The sequence below is a fragment of the Streptomyces sp. NPDC027189 genome (assembly GCF_055566975.1).
In genome coordinates this window covers 358,623-377,300 of sequence record NZ_JBVHRI010000007.1, presented here as the reverse complement: position 1 = coordinate 377,300, position 18,678 = coordinate 358,623, and the positions used below count along the sequence as shown (strand labels likewise).

16 protein-coding genes are annotated in these 18,678 nt (G+C 70.4%); 8 read left to right on the top strand and 8 right to left on the bottom strand.

Features of this window, described 5'->3' with window-relative positions; genetic code table 11:
• Window positions 1-548 precede the first annotated feature (548 nt).
• From ACZ4RZ_RS20330 to ACZ4RZ_RS20320, 3 genes are all read left to right on the top strand, one after another.
• Window positions 549-3,335 carry an alpha/beta hydrolase family protein gene (locus ACZ4RZ_RS20330; RefSeq protein ID WP_467746316.1) on the top strand — a complete coding sequence of 929 codons (2,787 nt, stop codon included), beginning with the start codon at window positions 549-551 and terminating at the stop codon, window positions 3,333-3,335.
• Between the two features lie 279 nt (window positions 3,336-3,614).
• Entirely contained in the window at window positions 3,615-3,791 is a 177-nt protein-coding gene (locus tag ACZ4RZ_RS20325; protein WP_467746315.1) for a CsbD family protein, read from the top strand.
• Between the two features lie 588 nt (window positions 3,792-4,379).
• On the top strand, window positions 4,380-5,399 hold the full coding sequence (locus ACZ4RZ_RS20320) for an LLM class flavin-dependent oxidoreductase (protein ID WP_467746314.1): 1,020 nt from the start codon (window positions 4,380-4,382) through the stop codon (window positions 5,397-5,399).
• Window positions 5,400-5,412: 13 nt separating this feature from the next.
• Here the strand turns inward: ACZ4RZ_RS20320 and ACZ4RZ_RS20315 are convergent, their stop codons facing one another.
• The 4 genes from ACZ4RZ_RS20315 to sthA are packed head-to-tail and all read right to left on the bottom strand — an operon-like array spanning window position 5,413 to window position 9,023.
• A complete protein-coding gene (locus ACZ4RZ_RS20315) occupies window positions 5,413-5,958 on the bottom strand; it encodes a hypothetical protein (RefSeq protein ID WP_467746312.1) in 546 nt (181 codons plus the stop codon).
• Complete coding sequence (locus ACZ4RZ_RS20310) at window positions 5,951-7,231, bottom strand: epoxide hydrolase family protein (RefSeq protein ID WP_467746311.1); 1,281 nt, start codon at window positions 7,229-7,231, stop codon at window positions 5,951-5,953. The genes ACZ4RZ_RS20315 and ACZ4RZ_RS20310 overlap by 8 nt, the downstream gene beginning before the upstream one ends.
• Before the next feature lie 39 nt (window positions 7,232-7,270).
• Window positions 7,271-7,567 carry a MarR family winged helix-turn-helix transcriptional regulator gene (locus tag ACZ4RZ_RS20305; RefSeq protein ID WP_467746309.1) on the bottom strand — a complete coding sequence of 99 codons (297 nt, stop codon included), beginning with the start codon at window positions 7,565-7,567 and terminating at the stop codon, window positions 7,271-7,273.
• A gap of 52 nt (window positions 7,568-7,619) precedes the next feature.
• Window positions 7,620-9,023 carry a Si-specific NAD(P)(+) transhydrogenase gene (gene sthA / locus ACZ4RZ_RS20300; RefSeq protein ID WP_467746308.1) on the bottom strand — a complete coding sequence of 468 codons (1,404 nt, stop codon included), beginning with the start codon at window positions 9,021-9,023 and terminating at the stop codon, window positions 7,620-7,622.
• Between the two features lie 314 nt (window positions 9,024-9,337).
• Here sthA and ACZ4RZ_RS20295 point away from each other — a divergent pair, with 314 nt between their 5' ends.
• Both ACZ4RZ_RS20295 and ACZ4RZ_RS20290 read left to right on the top strand, forming a co-directional pair.
• Complete coding sequence (locus ACZ4RZ_RS20295) at window positions 9,338-9,787, top strand: hypothetical protein (RefSeq protein ID WP_467746306.1); 450 nt, start codon at window positions 9,338-9,340, stop codon at window positions 9,785-9,787.
• Between the two features lie 319 nt (window positions 9,788-10,106).
• Entirely contained in the window at window positions 10,107-12,008 is a 1,902-nt protein-coding gene (locus tag ACZ4RZ_RS20290; protein WP_467746305.1) for an AMP-dependent synthetase/ligase, read from the top strand.
• A 214-nt stretch (window positions 12,009-12,222) separates the two neighbouring features.
• Here ACZ4RZ_RS20290 and ACZ4RZ_RS20285 read toward each other — a convergent pair whose 3' ends face one another.
• From ACZ4RZ_RS20285 to ACZ4RZ_RS20270, 4 genes are all read right to left on the bottom strand, one after another.
• Window positions 12,223-14,067 (bottom strand): sensor histidine kinase, encoded by a 1,845-nt coding sequence (locus ACZ4RZ_RS20285; protein ID WP_467746303.1) that lies wholly within the window; start codon window positions 14,065-14,067, stop codon window positions 12,223-12,225.
• Entirely contained in the window at window positions 14,064-14,762 is a 699-nt protein-coding gene (locus ACZ4RZ_RS20280) for a response regulator transcription factor (protein ID WP_467746301.1), read from the bottom strand. The genes ACZ4RZ_RS20285 and ACZ4RZ_RS20280 overlap by 4 nt, the downstream gene beginning before the upstream one ends.
• Before the next feature lie 165 nt (window positions 14,763-14,927).
• Window positions 14,928-15,560, bottom strand: a complete 633-nt coding sequence (locus tag ACZ4RZ_RS20275; protein ID WP_467746300.1) for a DUF6629 family protein — start codon at window positions 15,558-15,560, stop codon at window positions 14,928-14,930.
• A gap of 194 nt (window positions 15,561-15,754) precedes the next feature.
• Window positions 15,755-16,447 carry an aminotransferase class V-fold PLP-dependent enzyme gene (locus ACZ4RZ_RS20270; RefSeq protein ID WP_467746298.1) on the bottom strand — a complete coding sequence of 231 codons (693 nt, stop codon included), beginning with the start codon at window positions 16,445-16,447 and terminating at the stop codon, window positions 15,755-15,757.
• Between the two features lie 222 nt (window positions 16,448-16,669).
• On the opposite strand from ACZ4RZ_RS20270, the gene ACZ4RZ_RS20265 reads away from it, so the two are divergent.
• The 3 genes from ACZ4RZ_RS20265 to ACZ4RZ_RS20255 all read left to right on the top strand — a co-directional run bounded on the left by ACZ4RZ_RS20265 (window position 16,670) and on the right by ACZ4RZ_RS20255 (window position 18,646).
• Window positions 16,670-16,885, top strand: coding sequence for a DUF4177 domain-containing protein (locus ACZ4RZ_RS20265; protein ID WP_189189814.1), 216 nt, complete (start codon window positions 16,670-16,672; stop codon window positions 16,883-16,885).
• A gap of 194 nt (window positions 16,886-17,079) precedes the next feature.
• The gene (locus ACZ4RZ_RS20260; protein WP_467746297.1) at window positions 17,080-17,883 is read left to right on the top strand and encodes a VOC family protein; all 804 of its coding nucleotides are present in this window, start codon (window positions 17,080-17,082) and stop codon (window positions 17,881-17,883) included.
• A gap of 310 nt (window positions 17,884-18,193) precedes the next feature.
• On the top strand, window positions 18,194-18,646 hold the full coding sequence (locus ACZ4RZ_RS20255; protein ID WP_467746295.1) for a cyclic nucleotide-binding domain-containing protein: 453 nt from the start codon (window positions 18,194-18,196) through the stop codon (window positions 18,644-18,646).
• Window positions 18,647-18,678 lie beyond the last annotated feature (32 nt).

The following is an 18,678-nucleotide window of genomic DNA, read 5'->3' as shown; positions in this document are numbered from 1 at the left end:
ATACGGAACGGGCAGCGCAATTCCGGGACGAAAAGCCTGTGTTCAGGCTGCGGTGAGACCTCTTGGGCGGCGCACGGCATCGCGAGGCGCGCATACGGCCGACGCGATACCGAGCAGGCAGAGGTCAGGAGTTCGTCACGGGCGTCCGGTTCCGGCCGCGCAGCCGGCACCGGGCGTACGAAGACACGAGGATCACCTCGTAGCGCGACGGGGGAACGACGACAGCGGTGCGGTCACGCACGGCCCGGCTCCCCTCACTCGTCATGGCGCGCGCCGCTATGTCGTTGCGGCGCGCGGTTCGTGGCGAGTGTAGGGAATCCCGCGCGGGCGCCGCATCGGATTTTCCACCCGGAGGCCGGCTGCCGCGTCGTACCTCCTTGCCGCCGCGGGCGCCCGCCGGCAAGCAGTGACCCCGCGGCAGTTGAAGCGGCGATACGCGTGTGACGTCAGGCAACCCCTCGGGCCCGGCTGCCGTCCTCGTGGGACGGGGAGTGCTCCGGGATGTCTCCGGGGCGCACGGGGAGCATGCCGACCGAAGGAGAAGAACCTTGATCCGAGTCCGGCGAATAGGTATCGCCGCCGCTGCGTTATTCGCGGTGGTCGCGGGATCGCCAGGATTGGCCCATGCCCAGCCGGTGCCAGCAGGAGCGGCACCGTCCGCGCCGGTCGCGGATTCCGGCGGAGAGCTTCCGGCGGGCTGGCAGATCACCGGAGAGGGGGCGGCGAGACAACTGGTCTGGCGTTCGGACGATCCGGTGCCCGTGACTGACTCCGGCGTCGAGTTCTACGCCGGCGACCGTTTCCTGGGCCGGCCGGCCGGCGGGCACGACGGCCGTACGTTCCGGCTCGCGCTGCGCGGCGCACGGCTCGGGGAGTTGTCCGGCCTTCGGGCCGTGACCGGTCAACGCCGTCTGGACGCGGCAGCAGCCGACAAGGACCGGCCCAGCCGACGACCGGGGGTCACGGCCCAGCCGCCAACCCCGCTGCCGGCCAACGCGGTTGACCCCGGAACACCGGGTTCGTATCGGACGGTCACCGGCGAGTACACGCTCAACTCGGTGCGGCTGCCCGGGTTTTCCGCACCCGTGGAGATGCGCGCGGTCGTGGTCGCGCCCACCGACGCCCCGGGGCACCGCCCGCTCGCACTGTTCCTGCACGGCCGTCACGCCACCTGCTTCACGGGCCACGGCGATGACGTGACAGGCGAGTGGCCCTGCCCCACGGGTTCGAAGCCGATCCCCAGTCACCGGGGCTATCTGCGCGACCAGAAACTGCTGGCCTCGCAGGGATATGTGACCGTGTCCATCTCCGCCAACGGCATCAACGGTCAGGACTACGCCGCGGAGGACGGCGGCGCACAGGCTCGATCGTCGCTGGTGCGGCAGCACTTGGCCCGCTGGGCGGACTGGGCGGCGCACCCGTCCTCGGCGCCCCGGATCGTACGGACCTCGGCTCCGGCCGATCTGTCGCGCGTCCTGCTCGTCGGCCACTCGCGGGGCGGCGAAGGCGTGAACCGGGCCGCCATGGACAGCCTGTACTCCCCTCCGGCCGACCAGGACGGCTACCGGGGTCCGGTGCGCTGGCACATCCGCGGCACCGTCCTCATCGGCCCGACCATCTTCGGGCAGAACCCGACCCCCGACGTACCGTCGGTGACGATCCTGCCCGGCTGCGACGGCGACGTGTCCGATCTGCAGGGCGAGATGTACGTGGACGGCACGCGCGGTGTGAGCCGCGGCGCCGCCCTGCACAGCGCGGTGTACGTGGTCGGTGCCAACCACAACTTCTTCAACAGCGAGTGGACTCCGGGACAGGCCCAGGCGCCGGCCGAGGACGACTTCTGGGCCGGGGACCAGCCGGACCGGGTGTGCTCGCCGGGCACTGCGACCAGACTGACGGCCCATCAGCAGCAGGCCGCCGGTGCCACGTACATCGCCGCCGCGGCGCGGCTGTTCGTCGCGGGCGACGACCGGGTGCGTCCGCTGCTGGACGGCTCGAACCGGCGCGCGCCCTCGGCCGACCCCGCCCGGGTGCTCACCCATGCGGTCGGCGCACGCCGGACGCCGGCGTTCCTGCCGGACGGCTCCGTCGCGGTGGACGGCGGCCGGCTGTGCGCGGAGGTGGACACCGACGCGGCCGCGGCCTGCCTGAGCTCCGACGCGCGAGGCACCTCGCCGCACTTCGCCCAGTGGGAGACCTCGAAGGAGCCGGGCCGGCGCGCCGTCGCGCTGCGCTGGACGGCTCCCGGCTCCGCGGTGCGCGTACGGCCGACGCGGGCCGTCTCCGTCGACGGCGCCGAGGCTCTGGCGCTGCGCGTGATCGTGCCGCCGAACAGCAAGGACACCCGGCTCGACGTGACCCTCGCCGACGCTTCCGGCCGCCGGGCCACCCTGGGGCGCGTCCACCTGGACGGTCTGCCCGGAACCGAGCGCACCGCCTCCTTCTGGGGGCAGGAGGTCCGCGTCCCGCTGGCCGCCGCCGCCCGCGCCGGACTCGACCTGCACCGCGTGACGGCCCTGGAGCTGACCCCGCACAGCCGGTCCGGACAGGCCTGGCTGATGGACGCCTGGGCCTGGCGCCCCGGCATGGCGACGGTCCGGCCCGCCGTGCTGCCCCGCGTCGACATCGGCCGGCTGACGGTCAAGGAGGGCGACTCCGGAGTCCGCACCTACCACGTGCCGGTGCGGGTCTCCGGGCACGGCAGCGGCACCGTCCGCCTGTTCGTCGCCGATCCGGCGTCGGACGAGGCCACGGCGCGTGAGGTGACGGTGCGGCCCGGGAATCAGAGCGTCGACGTACCGGTCCAGGTGCGGGGCAATACCCGTTTCGGATACGACGTCTCGCACGACGTCTTCGTGAAGGCGGTCCACGGCGCGGTGGTCGGCGCCCATCGCGGCGGCGTCACCGTGCGAAACGACGACCCGATGCCCACCATCAAGGTGACGCCGGTCGCCGACCAGGTCACCGAGGGCCGGAATCTGAGCTGGCGGGTGTCCCTCTCCGCGGTGGCCGACACGGACATCCAGGCCTCTTTCAGCGTCCTGCCGGTCACGGGCGGCGCCGAACTGTCCACCACGGATGTCGACCCCCAGTGGCTGCTGGAGAACTCCGGTGAGTCGCCGCAGCCGTCGCGGCCACTGTCCGCGGTGCAAGGACTCTCCCTCTACGCCACCGTCCCCGCCGGCCGGTCGAGCGCCGAGGTGATCATCCCCACCGTCGCGGACGCCCTGACCGAGCCGGAGGAGGCGGTGCGCCTTCAGGAGATCGTCTACGACGACTCCGGTGAACCGCACGACGGGCCGGTGCTCACCGGAAAGGTGCGCGACGCTTCGTAGGTCCGCCTCACCCTGTGCCGACCGGGCCCCGCGTGAAGGGCCCGGTCGGCGTCTTTCCGGATGGTCCACTGTGAGCCGGAGCCCGTTCCCGCGGCCGGTCGATGCGCTTCCGGACGCCGCGCGCCCCACGGGCGGTCCAGGCCGAAAATGCCGACGCCGAGGTGCTCCGGATGGCCGTGCCGGTTGCCGCGCCCCGCGGACGGGCGCACCGTGAAACAAAGACGAATCGGTCCTGGACGGGCCGCGTTCCCTGGCGTCGTCGAGAGGATGGCGATTCTGATGGCCAAGAGCAACCCGAAGGTGCAGCAGATCAGGGGCAAGATGAAGGAGACCCTCGGCAAGGCCATAGGCGACACGTCCATGCAGCGGGCCGGCCGCGGGGAGCAGCTGCGTGCCAAGGCACACAAGATGACCGACAAGGCCGCCGCCGAGCTCCGCAAGCGGACCGGGCACTGACCGCGGGCGCACGGCCGGCCCGGCGCGCCTGCTGAGGCCGGCGCCCGACGCGCCACGCCCAGCACCAAGCCCTGACCTCGGTGGCGTGGGCGATCACCTCGCCGCGGAAGGTGCGCGACGCGGTGGGCGCGTCCGCCGGCCGGCGGGCGAGCAGCTCCGCCCGGGGCAGGCCACGGCCGCTCTTCGCTGGGGCGCCCTGCCCTGCTCCGTCAGCGCCGGCACGCGGCGGTTGCGGCCGCTCTCCCGGCGCACCTGCGACAGCAGTCCCGCCTCCAGCAGACGGTCGCAGTGCGCGTACACCTGCGCATGCGGCACCGACTAAAACGGCGCCACCGTACGAGCCGCCTCCGCCTTCACGTCGTACGCGGTGGCCTCACCCAACTTGTCGATGACGCCGAGCACGAGAAACGAGGAGGTGGCCGACCGAACATCAGCCATGCGGCGACGGTCTCGCCACCGGATCGCACCGCCGTACGGTCGCCGCCCGGCCGCCGGAAGGCTGTCCCGGTGCGACGCCGGGTGATCGCCTGCGACAATTCAATCAGCGCTGGTGTTCGGCAGAACGTGCCGCGGACGACGGAGGAGCCTGTGCCACTGCCCTCGAACCCCTTGCGGAAGCTGGGATTCCTGACCATTGGGCTGTTCGACCAGGACAACCCCGGCCGTGGCCACGAATCGACACTCGAGATCATCGAGTTGGGTGAACGGCTGGGGTTCGACAGCGCGTGGGTGCGCCACCGTCATCTCCAGTACGGCATCTCGTCCCCGGTCGCCGTCCTGGCGGCGGCCTCCCAGCGCACCAGCCGTATCGAACTGGGCACCGCGGTCATACCGGTCGGCTGGGAGAACCCGCTGCGGCTCGCCGAAGACCTGGCCACCGTCGACGTCCTGTCCTCGGGCCGCCTCAATCCGGGTGTCAGCGTCGGCCCACCGATGCACTACGAGCAGGTCAAACACGCCCTGTATCCCGACACCGCCGACGCCGAGGACTTCGGCTACGACCGCGTGGAACGGCTGCTGGACTTCGTACGCGGCAAAGCCGCCACCGACTTCAGCGGGATCGAGGGCTTCGAGGTGTTCTCCGACCGCGTCCAGCCGCACTCCCCCGGTCTGGGCCGCCGCATGTGGTACGGCGGCGGAAGCCTGCGGTCGGCGCAGTGGGCCGGGGAGCACGGCATGAACTTCTTGACCAGCAGCGTCGTGAAGGCGGAGGAGTCCGAGGACTTCGCCGAGGTCCAGCTCTCCCATGTACGGACCTTCCGCGCCCACCATCCCGACGGCGATCGCGCCCGCGTTTCCCAGGGGCTCGTCGTGATCCCCACGGACAGTGCCTCGCCCGGGCAACGGGCGAAGTACGAGGACTACGCCCGCAAGCGGCTCCCGCGGACCGCTACGCCGCAGGGGCCGGCGCGCATGATGTTCGCGCCCGATCTCGTCGGAACCTCGGACCGGATCGCCGAACAGCTCTACTCCCACGTGGCGTTCCGGGAGATCGACGAGGTCGCGTTCGCCCTTCCCTTCACCTTCGACCACGCCGACTACGTCCAGATCCTCACCGACATCGCCACCCGGCTCGGCCCGGCACTCGGCTGGCGACCGGCTGCCTGAACGCTGCTGTCGCTCAAGGCCGCCGGCGGGGCGCTTCATCGTCGGGCGTGTGCGGGCTCGCGAAATGGAACGGGACCGAGAGATGGGCGGCCAGAGCTCTGCCCGTCCTTTCGGCCGCGACCGCTGACGGGTGGAGCGGGCCTGGGTCCTCGTCACCCAAGTACCGGACGGCCGCGCTCCGGTAGATGGTCGCCAGCGGTTGTTCCGCCGCGGGATCGGCGGTGACGGCCACGAGGTCCACGAACCAGTCGTGAACGGTGTCGCCGTCCCAAACGGTCTCGATCGCCACGACGCGGCCGGCGGCGTCGGCCGCACGGGCGGCCAGGGAGTCCACGTCGAGGGGGCCGTCGGGGGTGCGGGCGATCCTGTCGCCGTGGTGGAGGTATCGGTCGTGGACGACGAGTTGGGCGTCGTTGAGCCCCAGACCGCGGGAGCGGCCGGCTTCGAAGACGACGCGGACCGCTTGAAATCGGGCGTCCTGGAGGACGTAACGGTCGACCCGTTCCCGGACGCGGGCCGGCAGCAGTTCCCACCACTCGCCCGTGGTGATGTCAGTCATCCTCCGTGCCCTGTCTCGTTTCGCCGTGCGGCGGTGTGATGTGGCGTCGGCTGTGAAAGGTGCGCCGCAGGTCGTCGATCCAGGCGTCCGGGGTTTCCCATGGGATGAAGTGGCCGCCGCTGTCGTGGGCGGTGAGGTTGACGTGGTTGTACCAGTCGGCGCGGTCACTGGCGAGCCAGTTCTGCAGTCGCTGTTCGGTGGTGGTGACGCCGGGTGGGTTCTCGTAGCCGACGAAAGTGATGCCGGTGGGTGCCTCGACGACCGGGCGGCGGTCGTGGGAGGGAGTCCAGGGATAGCGGTTGGCGTTGGCGTAGTAGCGCATCGAGGTTCCGATGGCGTTGTTCACCCAGAAGATCATCGCGTGGGTGAGGAGGTCGTCCTTGGAGAAGACGTTCTCCACATCGCCGTGATCGTCGCTCCAGCTCGCCCAGCGTTCCAGGATCCAGGCGAGCAGCCCGACCGGTGAGTCGGAGAGCCCGTGGGCGAGGGTGCTCGGGGCGAGGACGTGGGCGGCCAGATGGACCGCGAAGCGCCGCTCGAAGGCCACCAGTTGCCGGCGTACGGGCTCGGGCAGGCCTTCGGGAATCGGTCGCCCGCCGCTGAGGTCCCAGGCCCGGTCGCCGTTGAAGAAGGTGAGCTTCAGTCCGGAACCGATGTGGATGCCGTGCAGTTCGTCGGCGTACTTGTGGCCGAGTTGGCCGGTGACGAGGGCGCCGACGTCGCATCCGCCGGCGGCGTATTTCTGATGGCCGAGCGTGCTGGTCATCAGGGTGTGCCAGAGGTCGGCGACCTTCCAGAAGTTCATGTCGGGGTGGTCCGGCAGCGGGGTGGAGAAGCCGAAGCCGGGCAGGGACGGGACGATGACGTCGAAGGCGTCGGCCGGGTCGCCGCCGAACGCGGCGGGGTCGGCGAGCGGGTCGACGACCTTGGACCAGTGCCAGAACGTCCAGGGCCAGCCGTGCGTGAGGATGAGCGGCGTGGGGTCGGGGCCGACGCCCGGCCTGCGCATGAAGTGGACCGGAACGCCTTGGACGTTCACCTTGTAGTGCTCGTAGGTGTTGATCGCGGCTTCGGCCTTGCGCCAGTCGTAGTGATGGAGCCAGTGGTCGGCGAGCTCCTGGAGGTAGCGACGGCTGACGCCGTAGGACCAGTCCTCGTTGCCCGCGTCGTCGGCCCACCTCGTGAGCCGCAGCCGCGTCTTGAGGTCGTCGAGGACGGCGTCGGGCACGTGGATGGGCACGGGCTCCAGCGGGAAACGCGCTGTGGCTGCCATGAGGATTCCTTCCGGGTCGGGAGAAGGCCGCGCTGCCGGTCAGCGCTCGGTGTCCATGAGCGCGGCCATTCGTGCCAGCGCGGGCAGCGCGGCGCCGATGGCGCGCCGTTCCTCGGGGGTCAGGGCTTCGAGCAGCTGCGAGAACCGGCGGACGCGGTCCTGCCAGCGGGTGCGGACGACCTGGGCACCGGCCGGGGTCACCTGCACGAGTACCGCGCGGCCGTCTTCGGGATCCGGGCGCCGCTCCACCAGCCCATCGCGTTCCAGTCGGCTGACGAGCTGGGTGATGGCGGGCTGCGTGATCTGCTCGCTCGCCTTCAGCGTGGTCAGGCGCATGCGACAGCGGCGGCCACATTCCCGGCCCCTCCTGTGCCCCGCGGCGTGGTGGTCAGTCCCTGAGACGATCGATTTGGCGGATCTTGTTGGTCGCGTCCAGGGCGGCGACCTTGTAGGACTCAGCGAGCGTCGGGTAGTTGAACACCGCGTCGACCAGGTAGTCGACCGTGCCCCCGCAGCCCATGACGGACTGGCCGATGTGGATGAGTTCGGTCGCACCGGTGCCGAAGCAGTGGACGCCGAGCAGCTTGCGGTCCTCAGGGGAGACCAGCAGCTTGAGCATGCCGTGCGAGTCGCCGATGATCTGCCCCCTGGCCAGTTCGCGATAGCGGGAGATGCCGACCTCGAACGGCACACAGTCTTCGGTGAGCTGGTCCTCGGTCCGCCCGATGAAGCTGATCTCGGGGATGGTGTAGATGCCGATCGGCTGCAGGTCGTGCATCCGGTTCACCGGCTCGCCGCAGGCGTGGTACGCCGCCGTACGACCCTGCTCCATCGACGTCGCCGCCAGTGCGGGGAAACCGATGACGTCGCCGACGGCGTAGATGTGCGGCACCTCGGTGCGGAAGTGCTCGTCGACCGTGATGCGGCCACGCCGGTCGGCGGACAGGCCCGCCTTGTCCAGGTCGAGTTCGTCGGTGAGACCCTGTCGGCCCGCCGAGTACATCACGGCGTCCGCGGGGATCTTCTTGCCGCTCTCCAGGACGGTGAGGGTGCCTCGGGGATGTCGCTCGACCGCGGCGACGGTCTCTCCGAACCGGAAGGTGACGGCCAGATCCCGCAGGTGGTACTTCAGCGACTCGATCACTTCGACGTCACAGAAGTCGAGCATCCCGGGGCGCTTCTCGACCACCGTGATCTTGCTGCCGAGGGCGGCGAACATGGAGGCGTACTCCATGCCGATCACACCGGCCCCGACGATGACCATGGAGCGCGGCACCTGCTCCAGGTTCAGTACGTTGTCCGAGTCCATGATCGTCCGCCCGTCGAACTCGACGGTCGCGGGCCTGGCCGGCCGGGTGCCGGTGGCGATGACGATGTGCTCGGCGCTCAACTGCCGTTCATCGCCGTTCACTTCGCGCAGGGCGATCGTGTGATCGTCCACGAAGCGGCCGGTGCCCGCGAAGAGGGAGACGTGATTGCGTGACAGCTGGCTGCGGATGACATCGACCTCGCGGCTGACCACGTGCTCGGTGCGCGCGGTCAGATCGGCGACGGTGATGTCCTCCTTGAGGCGGTAACTCTGGCCGTACAGATCCCGTTGGCTGAGACCCGTGAGATACAGGACCGCCTCACGCAGGGTCTTTGAAGGGATGGTCCCGGTATGGATGGAGACCCCGCCGACCATGTCGGGGCGGTCGATGACGGCGACCCGACGGCCGAGCTTGGCCGCGGCGATGGCGGCCTTCTGGCCGCCCGGGCCGGATCCGATGACGAGCATGTCGAAGTCGGGCACCTCCGGAGTCTGTCAGCCCGAGGCCTTCCCTCGAAAGGGTGAACCAGGGATCTTTCGCGATGCGTGGAAGCGGCTCCCGTTCCAAGACGTCGCCGCAGGGGGCTCGTCGAGCGGAATCGATCGAGCCGCGGTGCCTGACCCGGGTCGCCTGGCGTACGGAGTGGCAGTGGCATCATCGGGTGGGCGCGGCCTGTCGAACGGGCTCGTGGATGGGAGCGGCGTGTCGAACGTCGAACGCGGTCGTCCCTTCGACGCGAACTCGACGACACCCAAGGCGCGTTCGCCGACCGCCGTCGGACGTCCCGGAGGCTTTGATGCAGATCGCTTCGTTGCCGTACGTCGATGAGCACGCGACGGTCATCGCGGCGGGGACCGACGATGTCTGGCACAGCCTGGGCGAAACGCTGGATCGATCCTTCTCGCGCCCTGGTGCCATCGGCTACGCGAGGCTGGTCGGTGCCACCGACTGCGTGGCGTCCGGTCCGAGACCCCTTGCCGAGGGCTCCACGATTCCCGGTTTTCGGGTGGCGGCCGCGGTCCCGGGACGAGAGCTGGTCCTCAAGGGGAGCCATCGTTTCTCGTCCTACGCCCTGATCTTCCGCCTCGAACAGGTCGGTCCGGGCCGATCGCGGTTGCGGGCGGAGACCCGGGCCGCCTTTCCCGGCCTGGCCGGCGGCCTCTATCGACGGCTCGTGATCGGGACCGGCGGGCATGTGGTGGGCGTGCGGCGCCTGCTCAAAGCGGTTCGCCGGCTGTCCGAGTGATGCCCGGGCGACGGCGGCGGGCCTCAAGCCCTCTGCTTCACAGGGCAGTTGGGGCCCCCGTCCGGTGTCGCGGACATCATCAGCCGACGGATCTCCGCCCGCCGGAGGACCGAATTCGCCGACGAGCCGGCGCCGCCGTGAGCCCCGCTGATCCGGCCGGGCCGCCTGGCGAAAGCAACAGTTCGTGAAACGGAATCCGAGCGGTGGGCCAGCTGCCCGGGAATCGTGTACGGCCGTCGCCGGTGTGGGCTACATTCGGGAATCCTCGACACCGGCGGCTCTGGGTGCAGCCACGTTGAGGAGAATTCCGGAGCGGCGAATGCACCAGTCCGAACTTTCTCCACCGGCTACCGCACTGATGCAGGGGGGACTCGCCGACAGTCTTTTCGACGCCGCCCGCCACACACCCGACCTTCCGCAGATCGCGCGCCGCCCCGACGCCTCCACCATGGCTTGGACGCAGGTGACCGCCGCCGAGCTGTGGGAGGAGGTGGTCGATCTGGCGCGCGGGCTGGTCACGTCCGGCATCCGCCCCGGTGACCGGGTGGCCATCATGGCGCGTACGCGCTACGAGTGGACCGTGCTCTGCTATGCGCTCTGGTCGGTGGGCGCCGAGATCGTTCCGATCTATCCGACCTCCGCGCACGAGCAGGTCGCGTGGATTCTGAAGGACGCGCACTGCGTCGCCGTGGTCGTCGAGGACGAACAGGGCGTCATGACGGTCGGCTCCGCGTGCGCCGCGCTCCCGTTCCTGCGCCACGTCTGGCAGTTGGACACCGGAGCGCTGGCGCGCCTCGTCGAGCGGGGCCGGGCGATTCCGGCGACGACGGTCGACTCACTCCGCCGGATCGTGCTGCCCGACTCGACCGCGGTCATCGCCTACACGTCCGGCACGACGGGATCGCCCCGGGGCTGCGCCCTGACGCATCGCAGCCTGGCGAGCCCCTGCGACACGCTGCTCGCAGGCTGGAGACACATGGCGGCTCCGCCGGGAGAACAGCCGGCCATCCTCGCGTTTCTCCCTTTCTCCCACGTGTACGGCCTGATGATCCAGGGGCTCTGTCTGCGGGGCGGCATCCTGATGGGACACGAACCCGACCTGCGTGACGAGGCGCTCTCGGCGGCCATGTTGTCCTTCCGGCCGACCTACCTGTACGCCGTTCCCTTCGTCTTCGAGAAGATCTACAAGACCTTCCTGCGAACGGCCCAGCAGACGGGCCGTGGCGCGCTGTTCGAGCGCGCCGTCCGCACCGCGCAGGATTTCGCCCTGGCCGAAGAACGTCATCGGCTGGGCAGAGGCTCGGGTCCCGGCTTCGATCTGCGGCTGCAGCACTCCCTGTACGAGAAGACGGTGTACAAGAAGCTGCGTGGCGCGCTGGGCGGAAGGGTGTGCGGCGCCGTGTCGGGCGGCTCGCCGCTGAATCGTGAACTCGCCCTCTTCTACGCCGGAATCGGGATCCCCGTGCACGACGGCTACGGACTGACGGAGACCAGCGGAGGTATTACCGCGCAGCCTGTGGGACGCGAGAAGTTCGGAACGGTCGGACGCGCGCTGCCGGGTACGGACATTCATGTGGCCGACGACGGGGAGATTTTCGTGTCGGGGCCCTCGGTGTTCCAGGGATACATCAATGACGCACCGGCCACTCAGGCGTCGTTCCTGGACGGCTGGCTGGCCACGGGCGACATCGGGCGGCTGGACTCCGAGGGATATCTGACCATCACCGGCCGCAAGAAGGACATCATCATCACGAGCGGCGGAAAGAGCGTGGCTCCCGCGGCTCTTGAGGAGCGTCTGCGTGTCCACCCGCTCATCCACCAAGCCGTGGTGGTGGGTGACGACCGCCCGTGCGTAGGGGCCCTCATCACTCTGGATCCCGAATTCGTCGCGCACTGGCGCGCGGCCCGGGCCAAGGGTGAAACCCCGGTCCGGGACGCGCGCGAGGAGAACGAATTGCGGGAGGAAGTAAGACGCGCGGTCGCCGCGGCCAACAGCACCGTGTCCCGTTCGGAATCCATCCGGGTGTTCCGGGTGCTCCCGGAGCTCTTCGATCTGGCCAATGGACTGCTGACGCCCTCGATGAAGCTGCGCCGGGACGCCATCGTCCGGCGGTTCGCCGCCGAGATCGAGGCGATGTATCAGACGTCGTCGCGGGTCCCGCGGGAGCACTCGACCAGTGAGCCCTCGATCTGGGAGGACTCGGACAACGTATTCCGGTGAATCGGTCGCGTGCCGCCACGGCGCGGGACGTACGTGCCTCCCAGGAGGGCCCTCAGAGGTGTGACGCGGCTCCTGGCTTCCGGCTGCTTGGGAGTGGTGTTCATGCCTACACCTTGCGCCGAGGGAGCCGGGGCAACCAGATCCCTCCTGTGAGCAGGACCGCTGGTCCTGGTACCGGCGCCACCACGGACGGCGGGAATACGCCGGTCTCGGGTCAGTCGGCCTCGACGGCACGAGAGACGGGAGCCGTCGTGCAGGGTAGCCGCAGCGTGAAGACCGAGCCGACACCGGGTTCGCTGGTCACCGTGACGGTTCCGCCGTGGGCGGCGACCAGTTGGCGGACGATGGGCAGGCCCAGGCCGCTGCCGCCGGTGCGCCGGCTGCGGGACTTCTCGGCCCGCCAGAACCGGTCGAAGACGCTGGGCAGGTCGTCCGGGGCGATACCGGTACCGGTGTCGGCCACCTCGAAGACCACCTGAGCGTCCCGGCCGCGGACGGACAGGGTGATCGTGCCGTCGGCCGGGGTGTGGCGTATCGCGTTGGACACCAGGTTGCCGAGCGCCTGCCGCATCCGTACCGGGTCCGCGTCGAGCCACGGCGTGCCGTCCGCCGACGTGAGCAGGCGGATGCCCGCCGCCTCCGCCCCGACGCGGTGTGCCGCGGCGACCTGTTCGAGCAGTTCGTCGGCGCGGACCTCCTCGCGGTGCAGCCTGAGAGCGCCCGCGTCGGCGGCCGCGAGGTCCTGGAGGTCGTCGATGACACGCTGGAGGACGACCGCCTCCTCGTGCAGGGAGGCGAGCAGTTCCGGGTCGGGGTCGACGATGCCGTCGCGGGCCACTTCCAGCCAGCCGCGGATGTTGGTGAGCGGCGTGCGCAGTTCATGGGCGATATCGCTGACCATCGCCTTGCGCTGCGCCTCCATCCGTTCGCGGCGCTCCGTCAGCTCGTTGAACGCCACGGCCAGGATGCCGGTCTCGTCCTGCGTGGTGACGGGAACGCGGACGTGCTGCTCCAACGGTTGCTGGGCGGCCTGCGTCAGCGCGCGCAGCGGGCGTACGAGCCGGGTGGCGACCAGCGCGGTCACGGCCACGGTGAGGGCGAGGACGAGACCGGCAACGCCCACGACCTTGGCCTTGTTGGCCGTCGACATGTCGAAGCGCGGGACGGCGCTGTCCCCCGTGCCCAGGAACAGCTCGGTGGCAGGGGCGACATATGGGGCGAGCTGTTCCCGGCGTGCGCTGTCGACGCATGCGTTCGTCGTCGCGGTCGTGGCGCCCCGCTCATCGCTCGGCGTCTTTCCCAGCAGGAACCGGGGCTTCATGGTCATGGCCGTGATGTCGACCGTGACGCCCGTACGCGAGGCGAGATGTATGTCATGACGGATCAGGCACGCGTCGACGCGGTCGGTCAGTGCCGCCAGGGCCTTCTCCTCCGTCGCGGTGGCGGAATAGAGCCGCCCGTCCGCGCACTCCAGCGGCACATCGCCCGACTCGGTGCTCCCGTCCGCGTTCGTGAGGACGGAACGGCCGCTGGGCATCTGCGTGATGCCCATGTCGATTCCGTTGCGCGCGAAGCACTTCTGGCGCACCACGGCCAGCTTGGCCACCCTCAGGCGCTCGGTGGCCGTCAGCCGGTAGGGGCCCACCGCACGCGGATCGATGCCGCTGAGCTGCGCTCCGGGCTCCGTGAAGGTGTCGGTGTGCAGCGGGTCGACCGTGGCGGCAGCCCGCGGCGGCAACGCGGACTTCCGGGCCGCGGAGTCCACGATCGTCGTGCGGTCGGGGGTCGTCAGCGCGATGCGCCGGCCGGTCCTGTCCGACAGCGTGCGTACGGTCCTCCCGACGCCGGACCAGTCGGGATGGGTGGCCGCGTATCCACTGAGCTGCCGGAGGATGTCCATGTCGTCGGCGAGCACTTGGCCCTGCTCCTCCTGGATGGCCCGAGTCGTGGTCTGCACGGCGAGCCATGCGGTCGCCGCCACGGAACACAGGGCGATGAGCACGGAGGTGATCAGCAGCCGTACCAGGAGGCGCTTGCGCAAGGGGATGCGGCGGCTCACGCCCGGTCCCCCCTGAGCTTGTATCCCACGCCGAAGACCGTCAGCAGGCGGACCGGTCTGCGGGGGTCCGCCTCGATCTTCTTGCGCAGGTTCATGATGTGCACGTCGATGGCCCGCTCGGTCGACGCCCGGTCGGTCCCCCGGGTCCGGTGCAGCAACTGCCGACGGGAGAACACCCGTTCGGGCTCGGCGACCATGGCGAGCAGGATCTCGTACTCCGCGGGCGTGCACTCCACGGGCGAGCCCTCGCATCTCACCTCGTGCCGGGCCGGGTCCACCGCGATTCCGGCGGCTCGGACGACCGGATCGTCGCGCTGTTCGGAGACAGGGCGTCCGCTGCGCCGCAGGACGGTGCGGATGCGGGCCATCAGCTCGCGCGGGCTGTATGGCTTGGTCATGTAGTCGTCCGCGCCGAGCTCCAGGCCGAGCAGTATGTCGTCCTCGGTGGAGCGGGCGGTCAGCATGAGAACGGGTATGTCGTCGCTCTGCCGCAGTGCCCGGCACACGCCGAAGCCGTCGACGACGGGGAGCATCAGGTCCAGGACGACCAGGTCCGGCCGGTGGCGGCGGGCCTCGTCGAGCGCGGCCCCGCCGTCGTGGACCACGGTGGCGGTGTGTCCCTCCTTCAGCAGTGAGCGGCGTATCAGCTCCGCCTGCTTCTCGTCGTCCTCCGCGACCAGCACATATGCGCACACGCGGCCGATGCTAAGCGCCCAGGGCCGGGAGGAGTGCGGGTGAGAGGGGCTTGCCACACCCTGACACCTTCCTCACATCCGCCTGCGACGCTTGCGGTCATCACCGCTGTGCTCCGGGCCGTGCACGCGCGCATCACCCCTGTGGGTCGCCCCTTCCCCCGCGCATCACCGACGCGCGCCCGCCCCCGCCCGTCGACGTCCGCGCACCCACCACCAAAGGGCCACTGAACACACCGCCGCGAACGCGCACCACGTCGAGACGAACTCCAGCTCCCACAGCGCCCAGCAGATCAGCGCCCCCACGGCGACCAGCACACCGAGCAGCAGCAGTCCGCGATCGCCGGAGAGCAACAGCGCGCCGACGGTGGCCAGGAGATAGCCCGCCACGAGCCATTCCGCGTGGGACAGGTCGACGACGTAACCCATGGTGTGGCCGCGGATCTCGGCCGTGACGGGATGTGCGACGAGGGCATACGCGAGTGCCGTCGCGGTCGCGAGGCCGGCCACCAGAGGGAGCGCCAACCGGCGCCGGGCGTGCCGCGGCGTCGCGCACACCACGCCCACCGGTACCCACACCGCCAGCAGCGGAAGGGCGATCACGGCCCAGGCGACCGTCGCGGGGCCACTGCCGCCATTCGAGTCCCAGACCACCGACTCGACGATCTGGTGGGCTCCGAGCAGCAACGGCAGTGCGGCCAGCGGGAGATCCCCCACTCTGCGCACCTGTGCCACACAGGCCACCCCGACAGCGGCGATACCGGCACCGGCTGCCAGATCGGCCGCAGCACTCCAGCACATCGCGCCACCATGGGTCCGCCGTCACGAGATCCCGCCTTACGGTGCACAACGCTACGGCGCCGGGATGCGATGCCCGTCGTGGACACGAAAGCCTCCCGGACGCCGTTCATCATGTTCCCCACGCGCAACGGGTCACGCGGACAAGTAGTCCTCCAGGGAGCCGAGTTGCCTGCGTGCGGCCGAGCGCAGCCGGCTCAGCGGGAGGCCGAACGCGGCTTCCCCGGCGCCCGGGTTGCGTCGCCCGCACGCCCTCGCAGCAGTCCGCGCACGCGTGAGCCACCCACACGCCCTCCCAGCAGTCCGCGCGAGCGTGCGCTGTCGCGCCACCGCGGCAGGCCGAGCCCCTTGTCGCCCGTCGACAGCACGGCCCGCAGTCGCCGCTCGTCGATCTGCAGACCTGGCCCGTCCACCGGCGCGTCCGCCGTCGCGGCTCCCCCGGCCCGCGCGTACTCGCGCAGCCCGTTCACCGAGTTGTGGTTGTCCAGCGACATCACCAGTCTGCTGCCGCGCGCGAACGGATAGGACTCGCCGACCAGGCGCAGGGCGCCCGTCGCGTTGGGCGTGAAGATCACGGCGTACTCGGCGGGGTCGGCGCTGAAGTGCCGCAGGACGGCGCGGCGGGCCTCGGCGAGCAGGCGTCCCGAGGCGCGGGAGGCCGGGCTCTCGGAGTGCGGGTTGCCGAATAATCCGCCGGTGATCCGCTCGGCGCTCCCCGTGACGAGCGAGCGTGGGGTCAGTCCGGAGCCCGTGTGGTCGAGGTAGGTGTGCCCTCCCTCGTCGAGGTAGCGGAACTCGCGCGCCCGCAACTCGGCGAAGCCGCCCGCCCCGACCGTGCCGGAGGTGTCTCCGGCATCGCCTATGTGCCTCGTGGTCTGTGTCTTTCCCATCGTTCCCCCTCCACCCGGCCGGTCCCGCCCCATACTCGGTGGACCGGCTGCCGACTGGCCCTCATCATCCGCACGTACGGTCCGAGCGACAGGGCTTCCCAAGAATCGCTGAAGCCTCAACAAAGCCCTGTCTCGGGCAGGCCCCTGCCCTGTGCCGCGGCGCCGATGAGTGATTGGGTGGGCCCGGCCACGCCAATCGAACCGCAGGAGAGCGTCACAGCCATGAGCAGCCCCTACACGTACGAGTACAAGGTCGTCACCTTCCGGGAGTCGCTGATCGGCGATGCGCTGGACAGCGACAAGCTGGAGAAGGTCCTGAACAAGCACGCCGAGGACGGGTGGGCGCTGAAGGCGATCACCTCCGCCGACGTCAAGGGCCGCATAGGTCCCGGCGCGGTCGAGGGGCTGCTGCTGACGCTGGAGCGGCCGCGCCGATAGCCCACGTGTGGTGCGCGGTACGCCGAGGCGAGGGATGCTGGAGCTGATGGGACAGCGGATCCGCAGGTGCTACTGATGCCGTCGGAGGCCTTCCGGCCCGGGAGGCCTCTTACGGCTGGGCTGGTCGCGGGGGCCTGCCGAAGGCCTGGCACCCGCCCCCGACCGCTGCCGGCCAGTGACAGGACGGTACGGCAATGAAGAGCGACGGAACGCTTCGCAGCGAGGTCGTCACCAGTCACTCGGTGTTCGGCGCACCGTGCTGGGTCAGTCTGTCCACACGCGATCTGCAGGCTGCGGAGGCCTTCTACCACGCCGTGCTGGGCTGGACCTGGCACTCTGGCCGCAAGATGGGCGACCAGTACCGGATCGCGCGCGTGAACGGAGTTCCCGTCGCTGGCGTCGCCGAGGTGGACTTCGTCGCGAAGACGGCCGTCGCGTGGACTCCCTACTTCGCCGTGGCCAGCGCGGACGAGACAGTGGCCCGCAGCCAGGAACGCGGCGGTACGACCGCGGTGGGGCCGATCTCGTTCCCGCCGGGGCGGGCGGCACTGCTGGCCGACCGGGACGGAGCGGTCTTCGGTATCTGGGAGGGCGAACTCGTGGCCGGCTGGGAGACGTGGCGGCGCGCGGCACCGGCCTTCATCCGGCTGCACACCCGCGACGCCTTCGACGCCGCCTTGTTCTACGGAGAGGTCCTGGGCTGGGCGTCCTCGGAGGCCGGATGCTGCGAAGTCGACTACGAGGAGAACGAGGTCGTGCTGCGCAGCCGGGGGGACATCGTGGCCCGGATCCACTCGGGCGCGGTGGAGGCGGCGCCCGATCCCACCATCAGGCCGCACTGGCAGATTCACTTCGCGGTCTCCGACGTGGAGGCCTGCGCCCGGGCCGCGCGGGCGAACGGTGGCACGGCTCATCAACAGGGGGTCGGCTCGACGGAGGCGGTCCTCAGTGACCCCGACGGGGCGCACTTCACCGTGACCTCCAAGATCGGCGCGTAGTTCAGACTTCGACCGTCGGCGCCCTGCGCCTCCTCGTGGTCGGCACGCGGGCGTCGCGGCGCGCCGACCGGGGGCGCGCCCTGCTGACCGCAGTCGGGGTGCGGGGCACCCTTCCTGGTCGGCGGCGCGCCGACCGTCGAACCGCCGGCGGCGCCGGCGTGGCCCGTGCACACGCCGCCGGACGAAGTCGCCTCGCCCACGACGCGACGGATTCCGCGGATCGGGCTCCAATAGAGGGTGACGGGATACAACCGGTACGACAGGCGCCGCCGAACCCCGCGGTCCCCCGGCGGCGCGATGGAGGTCCGCGATGCCCACTGCTCTCCGGCTCCTGCCCGCCCTCTCCCCCGAACATCGCGAACGGCTGATGAGCGTGGCCCGCGAGGTCTCGTTCCCCGCGGACGGAAGGATCTTCGAGGCAGGAGGGATCGCGGACCGTTTCTGGGTGATCCGCTCCGGCACCGTGTCGCTGTACCAGCAGGTCATCGCGAACAGACGAATCTCCGTCGCGACGCTGGGGCCCGGTGATCTGCTCGGCTGGTCATGGCTGTTCAGGCCCCACACCTGGGACTTCGGCGCCGAGGCCTTCAGCCCCGTACGGGCCTACGAGTTCGACGCCGCTCAGGTGCGGACCCTCTTCGACGCGGATCCGACGCTGGAGCTGTCCCTGACCCGGACGATCGGCGCCATTCTGGCCCACCGGCTCGAAACGACACGGGCGGCGCTGATCGAGCACTACGCACGCCACGGCGGAAGCGCGTGAGGGCAGGCCCCCTCGGGCATGCGCTCGCGCAA

Excerpts from the sequence above, each read along its gene's own strand:
- ACZ4RZ_RS20305 (WP_467746309.1), bottom strand. The coding sequence starts at position 7,567 with ATGCGCCTGACCACGCTGAAGGCGAGCGAGCAGATCACGCAGCCCGCC.
- ACZ4RZ_RS20310 (WP_467746311.1), bottom strand. The coding sequence starts at position 7,231 with ATGGCAGCCACAGCGCGTTTCCCGCTGGAGCCCGTGCCCATCCACGTG.
- ACZ4RZ_RS20325 (WP_467746315.1), top strand. The coding sequence starts at position 3,615 with ATGGCCAAGAGCAACCCGAAGGTGCAGCAGATCAGGGGCAAGATGAAG.
- ACZ4RZ_RS20315 (WP_467746312.1), bottom strand. The coding sequence starts at position 5,958 with ATGACTGACATCACCACGGGCGAGTGGTGGGAACTGCTGCCGGCCCGC.
- ACZ4RZ_RS20295 (WP_467746306.1), top strand. The coding sequence starts at position 9,338 with ATGCAGATCGCTTCGTTGCCGTACGTCGATGAGCACGCGACGGTCATC.
- ACZ4RZ_RS20270 (WP_467746298.1), bottom strand. The coding sequence starts at position 16,447 with ATGGGAAAGACACAGACCACGAGGCACATAGGCGATGCCGGAGACACC.
- ACZ4RZ_RS20290 (WP_467746305.1), top strand. The coding sequence starts at position 10,107 with ATGCACCAGTCCGAACTTTCTCCACCGGCTACCGCACTGATGCAGGGG.
- ACZ4RZ_RS20255 (WP_467746295.1), top strand. The coding sequence starts at position 18,194 with ATGCCCACTGCTCTCCGGCTCCTGCCCGCCCTCTCCCCCGAACATCGC.
- ACZ4RZ_RS20260 (WP_467746297.1), top strand. The coding sequence starts at position 17,080 with ATGAAGAGCGACGGAACGCTTCGCAGCGAGGTCGTCACCAGTCACTCG.
- ACZ4RZ_RS20275 (WP_467746300.1), bottom strand. The coding sequence starts at position 15,560 with ATGTGCTGGAGTGCTGCGGCCGATCTGGCAGCCGGTGCCGGTATCGCC.
- ACZ4RZ_RS20265 (WP_189189814.1), top strand. The coding sequence starts at position 16,670 with ATGAGCAGCCCCTACACGTACGAGTACAAGGTCGTCACCTTCCGGGAG.